Genomic DNA, 16,329 nt, shown 5'->3' with positions numbered 1-16,329 from the left:
AGGCGTTCGCGCGTCATGGACCGCTTCGCCCTGTTCTCCGAATGCCTGCTCACCGGGGTGTGGATCGCCTGCGCCGCGCTGCCCGTGGTCACGTTCCCCGCGGCCTTCGCCGCGGGGACCCGGCACCTGCGCCGCCACCTGGCCGGAGAGCACGGCGGCCTGCGCGAGTTCGCGGCCGACGCCCGGACCGCCGCCCGGGGCGGCTGGGCCGTCGGCGTGACCGTCCTGGCCGCCGGCGCCCTGCTCCTGCTGGACCTCCGGGCCGTCCGGGCCGGGCTCCCCGGCGGCCCGTTCGTCGGCGCCGTCGGCATCCTCGCGATGATCGGCCTCCTGGTCGCCGTCCTGCGCGCGGCCTCCTGCTGGGAGCCCGGCACCTCCTGGCGCACCCTCCTCGCCGAGGGCGGCCGGGACACGGTCCGCGACCCGGCCGGCTCCCTGCTCCTGGTCTGCGGGATGGCCGTCGTCGTGCTGTCCGGCGCCCTGGTGCTGCCGCTGGCCGTCCCCGTGGCCGGGGCCGTCGCCGCCGCGGCCACCGCGGTGCGGGAGCGCCGGCTCTCGCGCTGACCCCTTTCGACCCGCTCCTGTTCCTTCCCTGTCCCGAATCCCGCACGGAGAGAGGCACACCCATGTCCAGGATGCCCCGCAGAACGCTCCTGAAGGCCGCCGCGGCGGCCGGCGCGGCCGCACAGCTCAGCTGGTCCCTCGGTCCGGGCCCCGCGTCGGCGGCGGACCGGAGCGCGGAGCGCACCGGTGAACCGGTCGCCCTGACCTGGCTGGAGTCCGGCGGCCTCGGCGCGGCCCCCGGCTCCACGCTCGGCGTGCCCTGGCCCAAGGGGCGGTACGCCGGGGACCAGACGTTCGCGCTGTCCACCGAGGACGGCAAGGCCGTACCCGTCCAGACGTGGCCCATCGGCTACTGGCCGGACGGCTCCCTCAAGTGGACCGCGCACGCCGTGGGACCCGAGGCCACCGCGAAGAAGTTCTCCCTCACGGCCGGCACCCCGGCCGCCCCGTCGAAGAAGGTCACCGCGGTCCGCAAGGGCGGCACCGTCACCGTCTCCACCGGGGTGATCACCGCCAGGCTCGGGACGAACGGCTCCGCCCTCGTCAAGACGGTCACCCGCGGCTCCACCGAGATCGCCCGCGACGGCCGGCTGGTCCTGGTACGCCAGGGCGAGATCGAGGACGGCGACCAGGGCAACGAGAAGTACGAGCGCTTCGAGAGCGTCGTCGAGGAGACCACGGTCGAACAGGACGGGCCGGTCAGGGCCGTCGTCCGCATCGACGGCAAGCACCGCAAGGGCTCACGGTCCTGGATGCCGTTCTCCGTACGCCTCTACTTCTACGCCGGGGCCGACTCGTTCCGGATGGTGCACACCATCACCTACGACGGCACCGTCGAACCCGGCAAGGCGAGCGGCGACTTCGTGCGCGGCCTCGGGGTCCGCTTCACCGTGCCCCTGCGCGACGCGGCCTACGACCGCCATATCCGTATCGGCGGCGACGGCACCGGACTGCTGCGCGAAGCCGTGAAGGGCGTCACCGGACTGCGCCGCGACCCCGGGGCCGCGGTGCGCGAGGCGCAGTTCGCCGGACAGAAACTGCCCGATCCCGCCACCTGGGACCAGCGGGTCACCACCCGGCTCCCCTACATCCCCGAATGGGGCGACTACACCCTCTCCCAGCTGTCCGCGGACGGCTTCGGCCTGCGCAAGCGCACGAAGAAGGGACACGGCTGGATCGGCGCGGGCGGCGGCAGACGGGCCTCCGGGTTCGGGTACGTCGGCGGACCCAGCGGCGGATTCTCCTTCGGGCTGCGCGACTTCTGGGAGAAGCACCCCGCCCAGCTCGACATCCGGGGCGCGCACACCGACGAGGCCGAGGTCACCCTCTGGCTCTGGTCGCCCGAAGCGCAGCCCATGGACCTGCGCTTCTACCACGACGGGATGGGACAGGACACCTACGCCGAGCAGCTCGAAGGCCTCAACATCACCTACGAGGACTACGAGCCCGGCTTCGGCACCCCGTACGGCATCGCGCGGACCAGTGAACTCCTCTTCTGGGCCAACGGGTCCACCCCGGCGCCCGAGGTGCTCGCCCAGCAGGTCGACGCCGTACGCACCCCGCCCCAGCTCGCCGCCCCGCCCCGGCAGCTCGTCGAGGCGAAGGTCTTCGGCGGGCTGTTCTCCGAACCCGACCGCTCCACCGCGGCCAAGTCGAAGATCGAGGACCACCTGGACTTCCTCTTCACGTACTACAAGGACCAGGTGGAGATGCGCCGCTGGTACGGCTTCTGGGACTACGGCGACATCATGCACACCTACGACCCCACCCGCCACCAGTGGTGCTACGACGTCGGCGGCTACGCCTGGGACAACTCCGAACTCTCGCCCGACCTCTGGCTCTGGTACGCCTACATGCGCTCCGGCCGCGCCGACATCTACCGCTTCGCCGAGGCCATGACCCGGCACACCGGCGAGGTCGACGTCTACCACCTCGGCACCTGGGCCGGACTCGGCACCCGCCACGGCGTACAGCACTACGCCGACAGCGCCAAGCAGCAGCGCATCGCCAACACCACCTACCGGCGCATGTTCTACTTCCTCACCGCCGACGAACGCGTCGGCGACCTCATGCGCGCCAACGTCGACTCCGACGAGACCTTCCTCGCCCTCGACCCCATCCGCAAGATCCGCACCGAGCCCTACACCCCCGACCGCCACGCGCTGTCCATCGGCTTCGGTACGGACTGGAGCGGCCTCGTCTCCGCCTGGCTCACCGAGTGGGAGCGGCGCGGCCCCACGTGGGAGAAGGCCAGGGACCGGGTCCTGTCCACCATGGAGACCATCGCCGCCCAGCCGAACGGCTTCGTGCAGGGTGTCGGCCTCTACGACCTCGACACCGGGAAGTTCGCCGTGGCCGAGAAACCCGAGGTCGGCGTCTCGCACCTCTCGGCCATGTTCGGCCTGGTCGAGCTCAACGCCGAACTCATCGACATGATCGACATGCCGGCCTTCGAGGCCGCCTGGATCGACTACTGCCGCTACTTCAACGCCACCAAGGCCGAACAGGCCGCCCGCTACGGCAGCAACTTCGGCACCCTCCTGCTGTTCCAGGGCCACTCGCGCCAGGACGCCTACGCCGCCGTACGGACCGGCGACGTCACCCTGGCCACCCGGGCGTGGAAGCAGTTCTACAGCAGCGCCGACACCTGGGACTACCGCGAGAGCACCGACTGGAGCACCCGGAGGATCGACGGGCCCACCGGGCCCGTACCGGGCAGTGAGGCGGCCTGGGTCAGCACCAACACCACCGCCCTGTACGGCCTGGCGGCCATCCAGAACCTCGCGCTCGTCGGCGACCGGATGCCCTAACGCATCCGGCCGAAGCTCTCCCGCACCCGGCGCGCGTCGCGCAGCCGCTGCTCGTAGGTAGCCCCGACCGCGAGCAGCAGCAGCCCGGCGAGCGCCGGGGGCGCCCAGCGCGGGAGCGCGTCGAAGACCTGGACCACGTGCGGGGCCAGTTCGTGCAGCCCGTCCAGCGCCAGCACCGAACCGCCCAGGACCAGGGGTGCCCGCAGCCGCAGCCGGGCACCCGCCAGGGTGACCACCAGTGCCGCGGCGCCCAGCAGCAGGGGGCGCAGCCAGTGCGGGTCACCCCAGGCCACCACGAGACTCGGCACCATCGTGAGGGACAGCGCGGGGCCGTACGCCACCCACGAGGAGGCGGCCGGATCCCTGCGGCGCCGCAGATGCCCCACCGCGAACGCGGCCACGGACACCGGCAGCGTGTACGCCTCGGGGTCCGTCACCCCCGAGGCCGCCAGCCGCACCCACGCCGCCGCGACGAACAGCGCGGACGCCGGGTACCCCGCCACGCGCCGGCGTTCCGGCCGCAGCGCCGTGGCCGCGGCCAGCACCCCGCACAGCCCCAGCACCAGGGCCAGGAACGGCGCGTCCGTCACCGCGAGAGCCACGGCGGCCACCGCTGCGAACGCCCCCGCGAGTTCCACCGGCTCCGCCACCCCGGGCACCCGTGACCGCGCCCCGAACAGCACCGTCGCCGCCGTCACCACCAGCAGCAGGGGGGCCGTGTGCGGGGCGCTCCACCCCAGCGAAGCCCCCACGGCACAGGCGAGGGCGGTCGCGCAGAGCACCGCGGCGCAGGCGAGCGCCGACCGCACCGCGGGCACCCGGGACCCGGTCGCCGAGCCGGCGGACAGCACGGCCAGCGAGCCGCACACGGCGTAGGTCGCCGGTTCGGAGGCCAGCCCCAGGAGCCCCACGCTCACCGCCCCCGCCAGGGCGCACACCAGGCAGGTCACCGCCACGGCGTCGGCCGCGCGGCGTACGGCCGCCGCCAGCAGCCCCGCGACCAGCAGGAGTTCCACGCCCACCGCCACCGCGTACGGGGCGTCGGCCACCGCGAGCAGCGCCGTCACCGCCGCCCAGCCCAGCACCACCGCACCGGCCGCGGCGGCGACGCGCGGGCCCTTCCGCGGGAGGGCCCGCAGCCACCTCGGGCACAGCGCGGCGAGCAGACCCGCCGCCACCGCCAGGACCAGCGGAGCCGAAGCGTCCGGCCACGGCACCGTGAGCCCCGGGACACTCCTCAGCCCCTCCGGAGCCCCGGACCACACCCCCGCCGTCATGGACGCGGGCCCCAGCAGCACCGCGGCCACCACGGGCGCCGCCCACAGCACCGCGCCCGCCACGACCGCGGCCGACGCCCCCAGGGCCCCTCGTACGACCGGTCGCGGGACCCGGAACCAGAGGACGGCCGGCAGGGCCGCGCCGCACAGCAGGTACACCACGACCGCCCGGTCCCACGGCAGACCCGCAGCCGGCACACCGCCCACCGCGGCCACCGCCGCCAGGCCCCCCACGGCACCCCCGAGGACGGCGGTCGCCTCCGGCGCACGCCAGGCCCCGGCCACCGCCACCACCGCACCGGCCAGCAGCAGCGCGCCCGGCCTGACGGCCTCCGACGCGCCCCCGGCCGACACGGACAAGCCCAGCCCCAGGGCCATCGAGACCGTTCCCGTCACCACCGCACCGGCGTACGCCGTCGCCTTCACCGCGAGTCCCCGGCCCCACGTCGCCACGGCGACGTCCGCCGCCGCCGTGGCCAGGAGCGCCCAGCCGAAGCCGGCCGTGGACGCCCCGGCGGCCCAGGCCGTGAGCACCAGCGGCAGCTGTCCCGCCACCACGGCCGCGGGCAGCGGTGTGCGCAGACCGCCGAGCAGCAGCCCGTACAGGGTCCACACCGCCACCAGCACCGCGGAGGCGGCCGCCGAGAACGCGACCCCGTCCGTGTCCGGTGCCGCGACCGCGTGCAGCGCCACCGCGTCCAGCACCGTCAGCACCAGGGCAAGGGCGGCCACCGCCTCCGCCGTCGAGGGCAGCCCGCGGCGCAGCAGCGGTCCCGGCGCCACCAGCGCGCCCGCCGTGACCAGGGACAGCACCGCCGAACGGCCCGCGATGCCCATCTCGCCCCAGCTGAACAGGGTGAAGGCGATGGCCGCGACCGTCAGCAGCAGACCGCCGAGCACCAGCAGCACGTTCTGCGTGCCGTGCGCGGGAGCGGCGGCGGGGGCGTACGGCCGGGCGGTCGCGGGCCGGGGGAGCGGGGCAGGAGGAGGCGACGGCGCCGCGGGCGCCCGCAGCACGTTCACCAGCCAGGCGCGACGGCTGAGCAGTTGCAGCCGGCGGGCGTCCAGCCGGGCCAGTTCATGATCGAGGAGGGCCAATTCCTCGGCGGGCGGCGGCACATGTCTCATGTACCGGAGTGTGGCGGCGGCCACATGCGCGTGCATGGGCTCACCTACTCAGTTCCGCCCCTGAGTAGGAGTTTGAACCCAGGGCTCCGAGCCCTGTATGGTTCAACCCGTTCCCGGGCGATTAGCTCAGTGGGAGAGCGCTTCGTTCACACCGAAGAGGTCACTGGTTCGAAACCAGTATCGCCCACCCGGGAAGAGCCGGTCCGTCAGTGTCATCGACGGACCGGCTCTCGCGTACCCGGTGCCGGTCAGGCCGCCGCGGACACCTCCGGGCGCAGCGGCCACGCCGGATCCACCGCCTCCGGCGCACCGTTCTTCTCGAACCACGCCTGGAGCCCCCGTGCCTGAGCGGCGTGCCACACCGCCTGGAGCGAGTGCACCTCCGGCGGTGAGAGCCTCTCCAGCCGGGCGGAGAACCGCCGCCCGACCGCGCGCACCAGTTCGAGCGCGGCCGCCGCGTCGGCCGCCGCGTCGTGCGCGCCGTCCAGCGTGACCCCGTACAGCTCGCACAGGTCCGTCAGCGTGCGGCGGCCCTTGCGGTAGCGGTCCAGATGCTTGTCCAGCACCCGTGGGTCCAGCACGCACAGCGGTTTGTTCCGCAGGTAGCCGTCCAGCGAGGACGCCCGGTGGCGCCTCAGTTCCCGGTCCAGCAGCGTCAGGTCGAACGGCGCGTTCATCACGACCAGCGGCCGTCCCGTCGCGCACTGCTCCGCCAGCGCCCGGGCGATCTCCTCGACGACCGGCGAGGGCCACCGGCCGTTGCGCTGCAGGTGGTCGTCGGTCAGGCCGTGGATCTCGGTGGCGCCGGGCGGCACCGGTATCCCCGGGTTGACCAGCCAGCGGGTGACACGGAGCCGCCCGCCCGCCGCGTCCTGGACGACGAGGGCGGCCGAAACGATCCGGTCCTCCTCGACGTCGACGCCTGTCGTCTCGGTGTCAAAAGCGGCCAGCGGCCCCTCGAACCAATGCGTCATCCCCGAACTCCTCGTGCCTGTACGGCAGATGGCGGGATCCCTCTGCCCGGTTCGGTGATACCCGCACCCTATGCCTGATACGCCGTTTACGGTCCGGCTCCTGCGGTGACAACACAGGGGACGGGCAAGGAAGTCGGCCGGCCCGTCAGCGGAGACCGGGCAACCGGTCGGCACAGCCCGGAAGGCACGGAGCCATGGCGCTCGCGCAGCCGAACCCAGGGAGTCCCGCCCGCACCGAGGACCACGGGGGGAAACCACCGCGGCAGCGGAGCACGCCACCGCTGCGCGGCTCACTCGCCACCACCGCCTGCATGGAGACCCTCCAGGTGGGCTACCTCCACGCGGTGGCGGCCGCGGCGGGCTGCTCGCTGTCGCAGCCCTTCCCCGACAACGGCATCGACTGGCACGTCAGTCACGGAGCCCCCGGCCACACCGTCGACGACGAGGTCACCATCAAGGTGCAGCTCAAGTGCACCTACCAGATCCCTCCGCACCCGCCCGGCCCCACGTTCGCCTTCACCCTCGACAACGCCCATCTGGCCAAGCTCGCGCGCACCCCCGTGTCGGTGCACAAGATCCTCGTGGTGATGCTCGTGCCCCGCAGCCAGGACGACTGGCTGCGGGCCGGACACGACCGGATGGACCTGCGGCACTGCTGCTACTGGACGAACCTCGCCGGCCACCCCGCGACGGGCCGGCACCGCACCACCGTGCGGATCCCGACCTCGCGGATCTTCGACGACCGCGCACTCTGCGACATCATGGCCCGAGCCGGGGCGAGAGGGAGACCGTGATGCGGCGGTCGACGGACGAGCCCGCCGGAGGGGCGGCCCCGGCGGGCGGCCGCACGCACCCCTGCGCGGAGGTGCCCCTGCCCGACCCCGCCCGCGTCGATCCCGCCGTCCTCGTGGCCCTGCTGACGCGCCACGGATGGCACCGGCGCGGCGGCGCCCGGGGGCGCTACAGCCGGTGGATCCCGCCCGGCCCCCGGGCCTCGGGGACCAGCCTGCTCGTGCCGGACACCACCGCCCTCCCCGACAGCGAGGACCTGCTCGCCGAAGCCCTCACCGCGCTCGCCCGCAGTGCGGCCCCCTCCGCCCGCGACATCCTCATCGCCCTCACCGTGCCCAGCGACGAGATCACCTGGTGGCGCGACGTCCCCGAAGGCGTTCCGGGAGCCGCCGACTGGGCCGGCGGCGACCAACTGCGCACGGCGGCCCGGCAGATCCTGCTCGCCGGATCCCTCGCCGTGCGCGGCCGGGCCGGCCACCACGGCGCCCGGCACCGCCGGAGGGCCCGGAGCGCCCTGGACGGCACCCTGGCCCGGCCCACCGCGGACGGGCGCGGCCTCACCGCGTTCGTCCCCGTCCCCGCGGGCCGGCCCGTCGCCGTGCGGCTCCACGAGGCGCTGCACGCGACCCGGGAAGCCGTCGACTACCAGCGGGCCACCGGCGGGACGGAGGCGTTCGACGCCGCGGTCGCCGCGGGCGTCAGCCGGGAGCTGACCGAGGCGGTCGTCGCCCTCGTCCGGGGAGCGGAGTGCGCCACGATCACCCTGGCCTGGTCGCCCGCCGGGGGAGTCCCCGAAGGCTGCCCCGCCCGTCCCGAGCCCGTCGAGTTCTCCCCGGGCGACCTGCCGGCCCTCCGGCTGGCGGGCGCGCGGTACCTCCAGGACGAGCCCGCCGTCCCGGTACGGATCACCGGAGCCGTCGTACGGCTGCGCCGCTCCGGGCCGCGCGGACCCGGCACCGTACGGCTGCGGGTGCTGACCGGGGCGGAGATCGCGCACGTACGGATCGAGCTGGACGAGGAGGCCTACCGCATCGCGGGCCACGCCCATCTGGTCGGGCTCCCGCTGCGGGTGGAGGGCGTGCTGGAGAACCGGGGCGGATTCCGCCGGCTCACCGGTGCCTCCCAGGTCGCTCCGGTCCAGGTGGACGAGGCGGAGCGGGACCGGCTGATGAAGTCGCTCCAGGAGAACGTCGACTCCTTCGAGGAGGCGTGCACCGGGGAGGAGGGGTAGCCGCGGTATCCCTTTCGCGTCGAGGCCCCCCGGCTCGGTACGATTCCTCTTGCGCGCGCAAGAGGAAAGCGACGCACCCCCTCAGTCAGGAGAGACCGGTGTCAGACGTCCGTGTGATCATCCAACGCGATTCCGAGCGGGAAGAGCACGTGGTGACGACGGGCACGACGGCCGCCGAGCTCTTCCCCGGGCAGCGCACCGTCGTCGCCGCGCGGGTCGCGGGCGAGCTCCGGGACCTCGCGTACGAGCTCGTGGACGGCGACGTCGTCGAGCCCGTCGAGATCTCCTCCGAGGACGGCCTGAACATCCTCCGGCACTCCACCGCGCACGTGATGGCGCAGGCCGTGCAGGAACTGCACCCCGAGGCCAAGCTGGGCATCGGCCCGCCGGTCAAGGACGGCTTCTACTACGACTTCGACGTCGAGAAGCCGTTCACGCCCGAGGACCTCAAGGCCATCGAGAAGAAGATGCAGGAGATCCAGAAGCGGGGCCAGAGGTTCTCCCGCCGGGTCGTCACGGACGAGGCGGCCCGCGAGGAGCTCGCCGACGAGCCGTACAAGCTGGAGCTCATCGGCATCAAGGGCTCGGCCTCCTCGGACGACGGCGCGGACGTCGAGGTGGGCGGCGGCGAGCTGACCATCTACGACAACCTCGACGCCAAGACCGGCGACCTGTGCTGGAAGGACCTCTGCCGGGGCCCGCACCTGCCCACCACCCGCTTCATCCCCGCGTTCAAGCTGATGCGGAACGCGGCGGCGTACTGGCGGGGCAGTGAGAAGAACCCGATGCTCCAGCGCATCTACGGCACCGCCTGGCCCACCAAGGACGAGCTGAAGGCGCACCTGGAGTTCCTGGAGGAGGCCGCCAAGCGCGACCACCGCAAGCTCGGCAACGAGCTGGACCTCTTCTCCTTCCCCGACGAGATCGGCCCCGGTCTCGCCGTCTTCCACCCCAAGGGCGGCGTCATCCGCCGGGCCATGGAGGACTACTCGCGGCGCCGCCACGAGGAGGAGGGCTACGAGTTCGTCTACAGCCCCCACGCCACCAAGGGCAAGCTCTTCGAGAAGTCCGGCCACCTGGACTGGTACGCCGACGGCATGTACCCGCCCATGCAGCTCGACGACGGGGTGGACTACTACCTCAAGCCGATGAACTGCCCCATGCACAACCTGATCTTCGACGCGCGCGGCCGCTCCTACCGCGAGCTCCCGCTCCGCCTCTTCGAGTTCGGCACGGTCTACCGGTACGAGAAGTCGGGCGTCGTGCACGGCCTGACCCGCTCGCGCGGCTTCACGCAGGACGACGCGCACATCTACTGCACCAAGGAGCAGATGGCGGAGGAGCTCGACCGGACGCTCACCTTCGTCCTGAACCTCCTGCGCGACTACGGCCTGACCGACTTCTACCTGGAGCTCTCCACCAAGGACCCGGAGAAGTTCGTCGGCTCGGACGAGGTCTGGGACGAGGCCACCGAGACCCTGCGCCAGGTCGCCGAGAAGCAGGGCCTCCCGCTGGTCCCCGACCCGGGCGGCGCCGCGTTCTACGGCCCGAAGATCTCGGTCCAGTGCAAGGACGCCATCGGCCGCACCTGGCAGATGTCGACCGTGCAGCTCGACTTCAACCTCCCGGAGCGCTTCGACCTGGAGTACACCGGTCCGGACGGCACCAAGCAGCGCCCGGTCATGATCCACCGCGCCCTGTTCGGCTCCATCGAGCGCTTCTTCGCGGTGCTGCTGGAGCACTACGCGGGTGCGTTCCCGGTCTGGCTCGCGCCCGTCCAGGCCGTCGGCATCCCGATCGGCGACGCCCACGTCCCGTACCTCCAGGAGTTCGCCGCCACGGCGCGCAAGCAGGGGCTGCGGGTCGACGTGGACGCCTCCTCCGACCGCATGCAGAAGAAGATCCGCAACCAGCAGAAGGCCAAGGTCCCCTTCATGATCATCGCGGGCGACGAGGACATGGCCAACGGCGCCGTCTCCTTCCGCTACCGCGACGGTTCCCAGGAGAACGGCGTCCCGGTCGCCGACGCCATCGCCAAGATCGCGAAGGCCGTCGAGGACCGCGTCCAGGTCTGACCCGGACACGCGGGGCCCCCGGGGAGCGCTACGGCGCGCTCCCCGGGGGCCTCTGCTCGCCCTCCCGGGCGAACACCTGCACCAGCCACGACGAGAACGAGCCCGTCACCGCCCCCAGCAGGGCGAGCCCGCAGGCCATCAGCAGCGCCGCGATCAGCCGCCCCAGCGGGGTGACCGGTACGGCGTCCCCGTAGCCCACCGTCGTGAGCGTCGCGCACGCCCACCACACCGAGTCGCCGAACGTACGGATCGACGCGCCCGGCGCGTCGTGCTCCTGGTGGTAGACCGCGAGCGCCGCCGAGACGCCGAGGAGTACGGCCGTGAGGCTCGCGTACGCCATCACCCGGGCGTAGAGGCTCAGCCGGGGCCGTTCCCGCCGCTTCTGGACCGCCGTGTACACCTGCACGATGCGCAGCGGGCGCAGCAGCGGCAGCACCAGGACGACCGTGTCCAGCCAGTGCGCGCGTACGAAGTGCCTGCCCAGGCCGCTCAGCCGGAGCCGCACCCCGTAGTCCACGGCGAAGAGCAGCCAGGTCGCGCAGACCAGGGCGAGGGCGAGGTCGCGCACGGTGCCCTCGTCGTGCGGGGCGAGGACACGGACCGCGTAACCGGTGAGGAAGACCAGGGCCGCCAGGAAGAGCGGCACCTCCGTGCGCTGCTCCCACTCCTGGAGGCGAGGGGGGACGGGGGCCGAGGGACGGTCGCTCATGGCGCCAGCATCGCGGTGCGCCGACGGCGTCGGCCCCGGCGACACGCGCGCCGGGAGTGACGCAATATGCTGACCGGCATGACGAGTGAGCCGGAACAGCAGATCGGAGTGGGGACGCCCGACGCGTTCCAGCGCCTGTGGACGCCCCACCGGATGGCCTACATCCAGGGTGAGAGCAAGCCGAGCGGCCCGGGAGCCGGCGACGGCTGTCCGTTCTGCGAGATTCCGTCGAAATCCGACGAGGACGGGCTCATCGTCGCCCGCGGCGAGAAGGTCTACGCGGTCCTCAACCTGTACCCGTACAACGGCGGGCACCTGATGGTGGTGCCCTACCGGCACGTCGCCGACTACACCGGGCTGGACGGCCCCGAGACCGTGGAGCTGGCGGACTTCACCAAGCGGGCGATGGTCGCGCTGCGGGCGGCCTCCGGGGCGCACGGCTTCAACATCGGGATGAACCAGGGCGCGGAGGCGGGCGCCGGCATCGCGGCCCACCTCCACCAGCACGTGGTGCCCCGCTGGGGCGGGGACACCAACTTCATGCCGGTCGTCGGGCACACCAAGGTGCTCCCGCAGCTGCTGGGGGACACCCGGACGATGCTCGCCGGTGTGTGGCCGGCCGGCCCGCTGTCCTCCTGAGCCGGCCCGCCGCCCCGGGCGGGGTCACGCGTCGTAGACGTCGGCCTTCTTCGGGGCGGGGTCCTGGACCATGCCGCTGAGGACCATGGAGCGGTTGTCGAAGCGCTCGATGTCGACGCCGTGCTCCTTCAGGACCCGCATGGTCGCGGAGTGCACGACGCGCAGGACCGGGGTGGCCGTCCGCATGGCGTCGTCTGCCATGAAGCGGTGCCCCCAGGGCTTGGCCGCCCAGGCGTGGCGCAGGCCGAACGGCTCGGGCAGGACGATCTTGCCGCCCAGGTAGTCCAGCAGCGGCGGGTACCAGGTCAGGGGCGCGCGCAGGGCGAGCCTGACGACCTCGGTCGCCTTGACGAGCGGCAGCGAGACGCTCCGGGTCTCCCAGAACCTGACGGCCTTCTTGACCGTCTTGGTCGGTGCCTCCGGCTTGCTGAGGAAGAGACCGTGGACCGGCCCCAGCGCGTGTCCGGTGACCTCGATCCTGAGGGTCTCGTGGAGCACGGTGACGGTGATCAGCATGGTGATCACCAGCTGGCCGTCCCAGAGGGTGAACTGGACGCCCAGGTAGTGCCGGTCGCCGCTGCCGAACTGCTGGTGGTTGCAGATGCGCTGTATCTCGTGCGGCTTGATCTGGAAGGTGGCGACGTCCTCACCGTCGGGACGGGAGACGGACCCCGCGTTCTCACCGACGGGGGAGACGATCCAGTGCTTCACGGACGGCGTGGGGAAGCCGCCGGTGTTCAGCGGCCCGCGCTCCAGCATCTTGAGCTGGTCGTGGATGGCCCGCACGACGTCCCAGCTGCGGAACTGGTGGATCTCCTTGGCGGGGTCCTCCGGGGTGAGCTCCTCGGCGAGCTGCCAGCTGCCCCAGCGGGTGCCCATGCCGAGGATGCCCTTGGGGCCCGCGTAGAACACGGAGTTGGACTGCTGCTCGGCGGAGAGCTTCTCCAGCCCCTGGCGCAGGGTCTCCCGGGCGGTCTCGTTGGGGTTCTTGGGCACCGCCTCGGGGATCTTCGCGCTGACCCCGGAGCCGGAGAGCAGGCCCTCCCAGCGGGCACGCAGGTCCTTGACCGAGGATTCCGCGATCCGTTTGGCGAGCAGCCAGCCGATCAGCGGGGCGACGGCCGCGGCGCGCAGGTAGAGCGCCAGGAAGCCGGTCAGCGGCATGGTGATCAGGAAGAACGCGGCGGCCCCGCCCAGCACGACGAGCAGGACACCGCCCAGCGCCTGGAAGAACTTGTCCTTGGACTTGTTGAGGACGTCGCGCAGCCGGAAGGCGAGGACCCACAGGATCAGGCCGGGCAGGAACACGATGCCGAAGAGGCCCGTGACCAGGGTCAGTTTCGTGTCGCGCGTCTTGCGCAGCCGGGACGCGGACAGGCAGTGCTCGACGACGGTCTGCGGGTCGGTGCCGAAGGACTGGATGAGCGCGCCGCGACCGCCGCCGAGCATGCGCTCCTGTACGGCCCTGGAGAACGCCTCGCCCAGATTCGGCTTGAAATAGTCGGACTTGAACAGCGTGGAGCTGCCCGGTTTCACCTCGGACTTGTGCCACTCGCTGTTGGCCTTGAGGATCTCCGACACGTCGCTGTCGCGGTACGCGGCCGAGGCGAGGGCGTTGGTCACCACCGCCTGTGCTCCCGCACCCTGGAGCGGGATCTGCGCTCCAGGAGAGAAATCGAATCCGTCGTTGGCCACTCTCGCCCCCACTCACCCGCACGGTCTGCTTCTGCGGCTGTTCCCAACTACCGTACGTCGCACACCTTCTGAGCTGGGCCCACAGCGTAGCGTCCGGACGGCCGGTACGCCCGGACGATGCGCCCGGTGCGGCCGCGGGGAGCCAGATCCAGTCAGTCAGCCCGACTTTGCGTCGTTCCGTCCCGCTTCGCGCAGGCGGTCGGCGAGCTGCGGGGGCATCGGTTCGTGCCGGGCGTACGCCCGGTCGAAGCGCCCGGTGCCGTGCGTCAGCGAGCGGAGGTCCACGGTGTACCTGCCGATCTCGATCTCCGGAACCTCGGCGCGTACGAGCGTGCGCTCCGCGTCCACCTGTTCGGTGCCGACCAGCCGGCCGCGCCGCCCCGCGAGATCACTCATGACGGCGCCCACGTAGTCGTCGGGGACCAGGACGCCGACCTCCGCGACGGGTTCCAGGAGCTGGACGCGCGTGTCCGCCGCGGCCTCGCGCAACGCCAGCGCTCCGGCGGTCTGGAACGCGGCGTCGGAGGAGTCCACCGAGTGCGACTTCCCGTCGAGCAGGGTGACGCGCACGTCGACGAGCGGGTGCCCGGTCGCGACGCCCCGGGCGGCCTGGGCGCGCACTCCCTTCTCCACGGAGGCGACGTACTGCCGCGGCACCGATCCGCCGACCACCTTGTCGACGAACTCCACGCCCGTGCCGGGCGGCAGCGGCTCCACCTCGATCTCGCAGACGGCGTACTGGCCGTGACCGCCGGACTGCTTGACGTTCCGGCCCCGCCCGACGGTCCGGGAGGCGAACGTCTCGCGCAGCGGCACGCGGTGGGGTTCGGCGTCCACCCGCACGCCGTACCTGCTGCGCAGGCGCTCCAGCGCCATGTCCGTGTGGGCCTCGCCCATGCACCACAGGACGACCTGGTGGGTGTCCTCGTTCTGCTCCAGGCGCATCGTCGGATCCTCGGCGACCAGGCGAGCCAGGGCCTGCGAGAGCCGGTCCTCGTCGGCCTTGCCGTGGGCCCGGACCGCCAGCGGGAGCAGCGGGTCGGGCAGGGACCACGGCTCCATCAGCAGCGGGTCGCCGCCGTCCGAGAGGGTGTCGCCCGTCTCGGCCCCGCCGAGCTTGGAGACACAGGCCAGGTCCCCCGCGACGCAGCGGTCCACGGGGCGCTGCTGCCCGCCGAAGGGGGTGGAGAGGGCGCCGACGCGCACATCGGCCTCGTGGCGGGGCCGCGTGCCGCCGCCGGGCCCGTCGAGTCCCCGGCCGCACACGTGCACCGTGTCGTCGGGGCGCAGGGTGCCGGAGAAGACCCGCACGAGGGAGAGCCGTCCGACGTAGGGGTCGGACGAGGTCTTGACGACCTCGGCGACCAGGGGCGCCCCGGCGTCCGGGACGGGTGCCGGGCGCGGGGTGCCGTCCGGTGTGGTCACGGCGGGCAGGGCGCGTTCCGCGGGGGAGGGGAAGCCCCGCGTGACCAGGTCGAGGAGCTCCACGGTGCCGATGCCCTGACGGGCGTCCCCGGCGGGGGGCGCGGCGGCGAGGACGGGGTGGAAGGAGCCGCGTGCGACGGCCTTCTCCAGGTCCCCGACGAGGGTCGCGACGTCGATCCCGCCGCCCCCGAGGTAGTGGTCCATCAGGGTCTCGTCCTCGCTCTCGGCGATGATCCCCTCGATGAGCCGGTCGCGCGCCTCCTGGAGGGGGCCCCGCTGCTCGGCGGAGGGCGGGACCTCGCGCCGCTCCCCCGAGGAGTGGTCGAAGACCTTCCCGGTGAGGAGCCCGGTGAGCCCGGTGAGCGGGGCGTGTCCGTCCGGGCCCTCGGGCCCCCGCACCGGCAGGTGGAGGGGGAGCACCGTGTCGGGGCGGTCGTGCCCGGAGAGGCGGCCGCAGACGCGGGTCATCTCCTCGAAGGAGGTACGCGCGGTGTCCAGGTGGGTGACGACGACGGCCCGTGGCATCCCGACGGCCGCGCACTCCTCCCACACGGCGCGGGTGACGCCCTCCACGGCGTCGGCCTCCTGGGCCGCCGAGACGACGAAGAGGGCCGCGTCCGCCGCGCGCAGACCGGCCCTGAGCTCCCCGACGAAGTCCGCGTAGCCGGGGGTGTCCAGCAGGTTGATCTTGCAGCCGTCCCATTCGACGGGCACCAGCGAGAGCTGCACGGAACGGTGCCGGCGCTGTTCGGTCTCGTCGTGGTCGGAGACGGTGGCGCCGTCCTCGACCCGCCCCGCCCGGTTCAGGGCACCGGCCGTCAGCGCGAGCGCCTCGACCAGGGTGGTCTTGCCCGAGCCGCTGTGGCCGACCAGCACCACGTTCCGTACGGAAGCGGGCCCGCCGGCCGTCGCCGCCCTGCCGGCGGCTCCGGTGTGCGTGTGTGTCCTGTCGCCCATGACGCGTGCCTCCCGATCGGTGGCGCTGTACCGCAAGAGCTGGCGAGCGGATG

The 16,329-nt window shown here is 72.9% G+C and carries 11 protein-coding genes and 1 tRNA gene; 7 read left to right on the top strand and 5 right to left on the bottom strand.

The window, feature by feature from the left end:
• Positions 1–15 precede the first annotated feature (15 nt).
• Positions 16–564: a hypothetical protein gene (locus tag ACFVS9_RS12535; RefSeq protein ID WP_389931840.1), complete on the top strand. Its 549-nt coding sequence runs from the start codon at positions 16–18 to the stop codon at positions 562–564.
• 62 nt (positions 565–626) lie between these two features.
• Complete coding sequence (locus ACFVS9_RS12530; RefSeq protein WP_383114617.1) at positions 627–3,374, top strand: Tat pathway signal sequence domain protein; 2,748 nt, start codon at positions 627–629, stop codon at positions 3,372–3,374.
• Here the strand turns inward: ACFVS9_RS12530 and ACFVS9_RS12525 are convergent.
• Positions 3,371–5,779, bottom strand: coding sequence for an SCO7613 C-terminal domain-containing membrane protein (locus tag ACFVS9_RS12525; protein ID WP_389931727.1), 2,409 nt, complete (start codon positions 5,777–5,779; stop codon positions 3,371–3,373). The two genes, ACFVS9_RS12530 and ACFVS9_RS12525, sit on opposite strands and share 4 nt — an antisense overlap.
• Positions 5,780–5,894: 115 nt before the next feature.
• On the opposite strand from ACFVS9_RS12525, the gene ACFVS9_RS12520 reads away from it, so the two are divergent.
• A tRNA-Val gene (locus tag ACFVS9_RS12520) sits at positions 5,895–5,966 on the top strand.
• Positions 5,967–6,027: 61 nt separating this feature from the next.
• On the opposite strand, the gene ACFVS9_RS12515 is transcribed toward ACFVS9_RS12520, so the two are convergent.
• On the bottom strand, positions 6,028–6,753 hold the full coding sequence (locus ACFVS9_RS12515) for a 3'-5' exonuclease (RefSeq protein ID WP_383114619.1): 726 nt from the start codon (positions 6,751–6,753) through the stop codon (positions 6,028–6,030).
• Positions 6,754–6,947: 194 nt separating this feature from the next.
• Here ACFVS9_RS12515 and ACFVS9_RS12510 point away from each other — a divergent pair, with 194 nt between their 5' ends.
• The 3 genes from ACFVS9_RS12510 to thrS all read left to right on the top strand — a co-directional run bounded on the left by ACFVS9_RS12510 (position 6,948) and on the right by thrS (position 10,851).
• Complete coding sequence (locus ACFVS9_RS12510; protein WP_389931726.1) at positions 6,948–7,547, top strand: DUF4365 domain-containing protein; 600 nt, start codon at positions 6,948–6,950, stop codon at positions 7,545–7,547.
• Complete coding sequence (locus tag ACFVS9_RS12505; protein ID WP_389931724.1) at positions 7,547–8,776, top strand: hypothetical protein; 1,230 nt, start codon at positions 7,547–7,549, stop codon at positions 8,774–8,776. The genes ACFVS9_RS12510 and ACFVS9_RS12505 overlap by 1 nt, the downstream gene beginning before the upstream one ends.
• 98 nt (positions 8,777–8,874) lie before the next feature.
• Complete coding sequence (thrS, locus tag ACFVS9_RS12500; RefSeq protein ID WP_383114622.1) at positions 8,875–10,851, top strand: threonine--tRNA ligase; 1,977 nt, start codon at positions 8,875–8,877, stop codon at positions 10,849–10,851.
• A gap of 28 nt (positions 10,852–10,879) precedes the next feature.
• Here thrS and ACFVS9_RS12495 read toward each other — a convergent pair whose 3' ends face one another.
• Positions 10,880–11,560: a potassium channel family protein gene (locus tag ACFVS9_RS12495; protein WP_389931723.1), complete on the bottom strand. Its 681-nt coding sequence runs from the start codon at positions 11,558–11,560 to the stop codon at positions 10,880–10,882.
• A gap of 66 nt (positions 11,561–11,626) precedes the next feature.
• On the opposite strand from ACFVS9_RS12495, the gene ACFVS9_RS12490 reads away from it, so the two are divergent.
• Positions 11,627–12,199 carry an HIT family protein gene (locus ACFVS9_RS12490; protein WP_383116279.1) on the top strand — a complete coding sequence of 191 codons (573 nt, stop codon included), beginning with the start codon at positions 11,627–11,629 and terminating at the stop codon, positions 12,197–12,199.
• A gap of 24 nt (positions 12,200–12,223) precedes the next feature.
• Here the strand turns inward: ACFVS9_RS12490 and ACFVS9_RS12485 are convergent, their stop codons facing one another.
• Together ACFVS9_RS12485 and ACFVS9_RS12480 are read right to left on the bottom strand one after the other, a co-directional pair.
• Positions 12,224–13,894 carry a hypothetical protein gene (locus ACFVS9_RS12485; RefSeq protein ID WP_383116278.1) on the bottom strand — a complete coding sequence of 557 codons (1,671 nt, stop codon included), beginning with the start codon at positions 13,892–13,894 and terminating at the stop codon, positions 12,224–12,226.
• A gap of 156 nt (positions 13,895–14,050) precedes the next feature.
• Positions 14,051–16,276 carry an elongation factor G-like protein EF-G2 gene (locus ACFVS9_RS12480; protein ID WP_389931721.1) on the bottom strand — a complete coding sequence of 742 codons (2,226 nt, stop codon included), beginning with the start codon at positions 16,274–16,276 and terminating at the stop codon, positions 14,051–14,053.
• Between the last annotated feature and the right edge of the window lie 53 nt (positions 16,277–16,329).

It is taken from the genome of Streptomyces sp. NPDC058008 (genome assembly GCF_042886395.1).
Lineage (GTDB): Bacteria > Actinomycetota > Actinomycetes > Streptomycetales > Streptomycetaceae > Streptomyces.
This window is presented reverse-complemented; position numbering and strand designations above follow the sequence as displayed.

Excerpts from the sequence above, each read along its gene's own strand:
- ACFVS9_RS12510 (WP_389931726.1), top strand. The coding sequence starts at position 6,948 with ATGGCGCTCGCGCAGCCGAACCCAGGGAGTCCCGCCCGCACCGAGGAC.
- ACFVS9_RS12490 (WP_383116279.1), top strand. The coding sequence starts at position 11,627 with ATGCTGACCGGCATGACGAGTGAGCCGGAACAGCAGATCGGAGTGGGG.
- ACFVS9_RS12535 (WP_389931840.1), top strand. The coding sequence starts at position 16 with ATGGACCGCTTCGCCCTGTTCTCCGAATGCCTGCTCACCGGGGTGTGG.
- ACFVS9_RS12530 (WP_383114617.1), top strand. The coding sequence starts at position 627 with ATGTCCAGGATGCCCCGCAGAACGCTCCTGAAGGCCGCCGCGGCGGCC.
- ACFVS9_RS12505 (WP_389931724.1), top strand. The coding sequence starts at position 7,547 with ATGCGGCGGTCGACGGACGAGCCCGCCGGAGGGGCGGCCCCGGCGGGC.
- ACFVS9_RS12480 (WP_389931721.1), bottom strand. The coding sequence starts at position 16,276 with ATGGGCGACAGGACACACACGCACACCGGAGCCGCCGGCAGGGCGGCG.
- ACFVS9_RS12525 (WP_389931727.1), bottom strand. The coding sequence starts at position 5,779 with ATGAGACATGTGCCGCCGCCCGCCGAGGAATTGGCCCTCCTCGATCAT.
- ACFVS9_RS12495 (WP_389931723.1), bottom strand. The coding sequence starts at position 11,560 with ATGAGCGACCGTCCCTCGGCCCCCGTCCCCCCTCGCCTCCAGGAGTGG.
- ACFVS9_RS12515 (WP_383114619.1), bottom strand. The coding sequence starts at position 6,753 with ATGACGCATTGGTTCGAGGGGCCGCTGGCCGCTTTTGACACCGAGACG.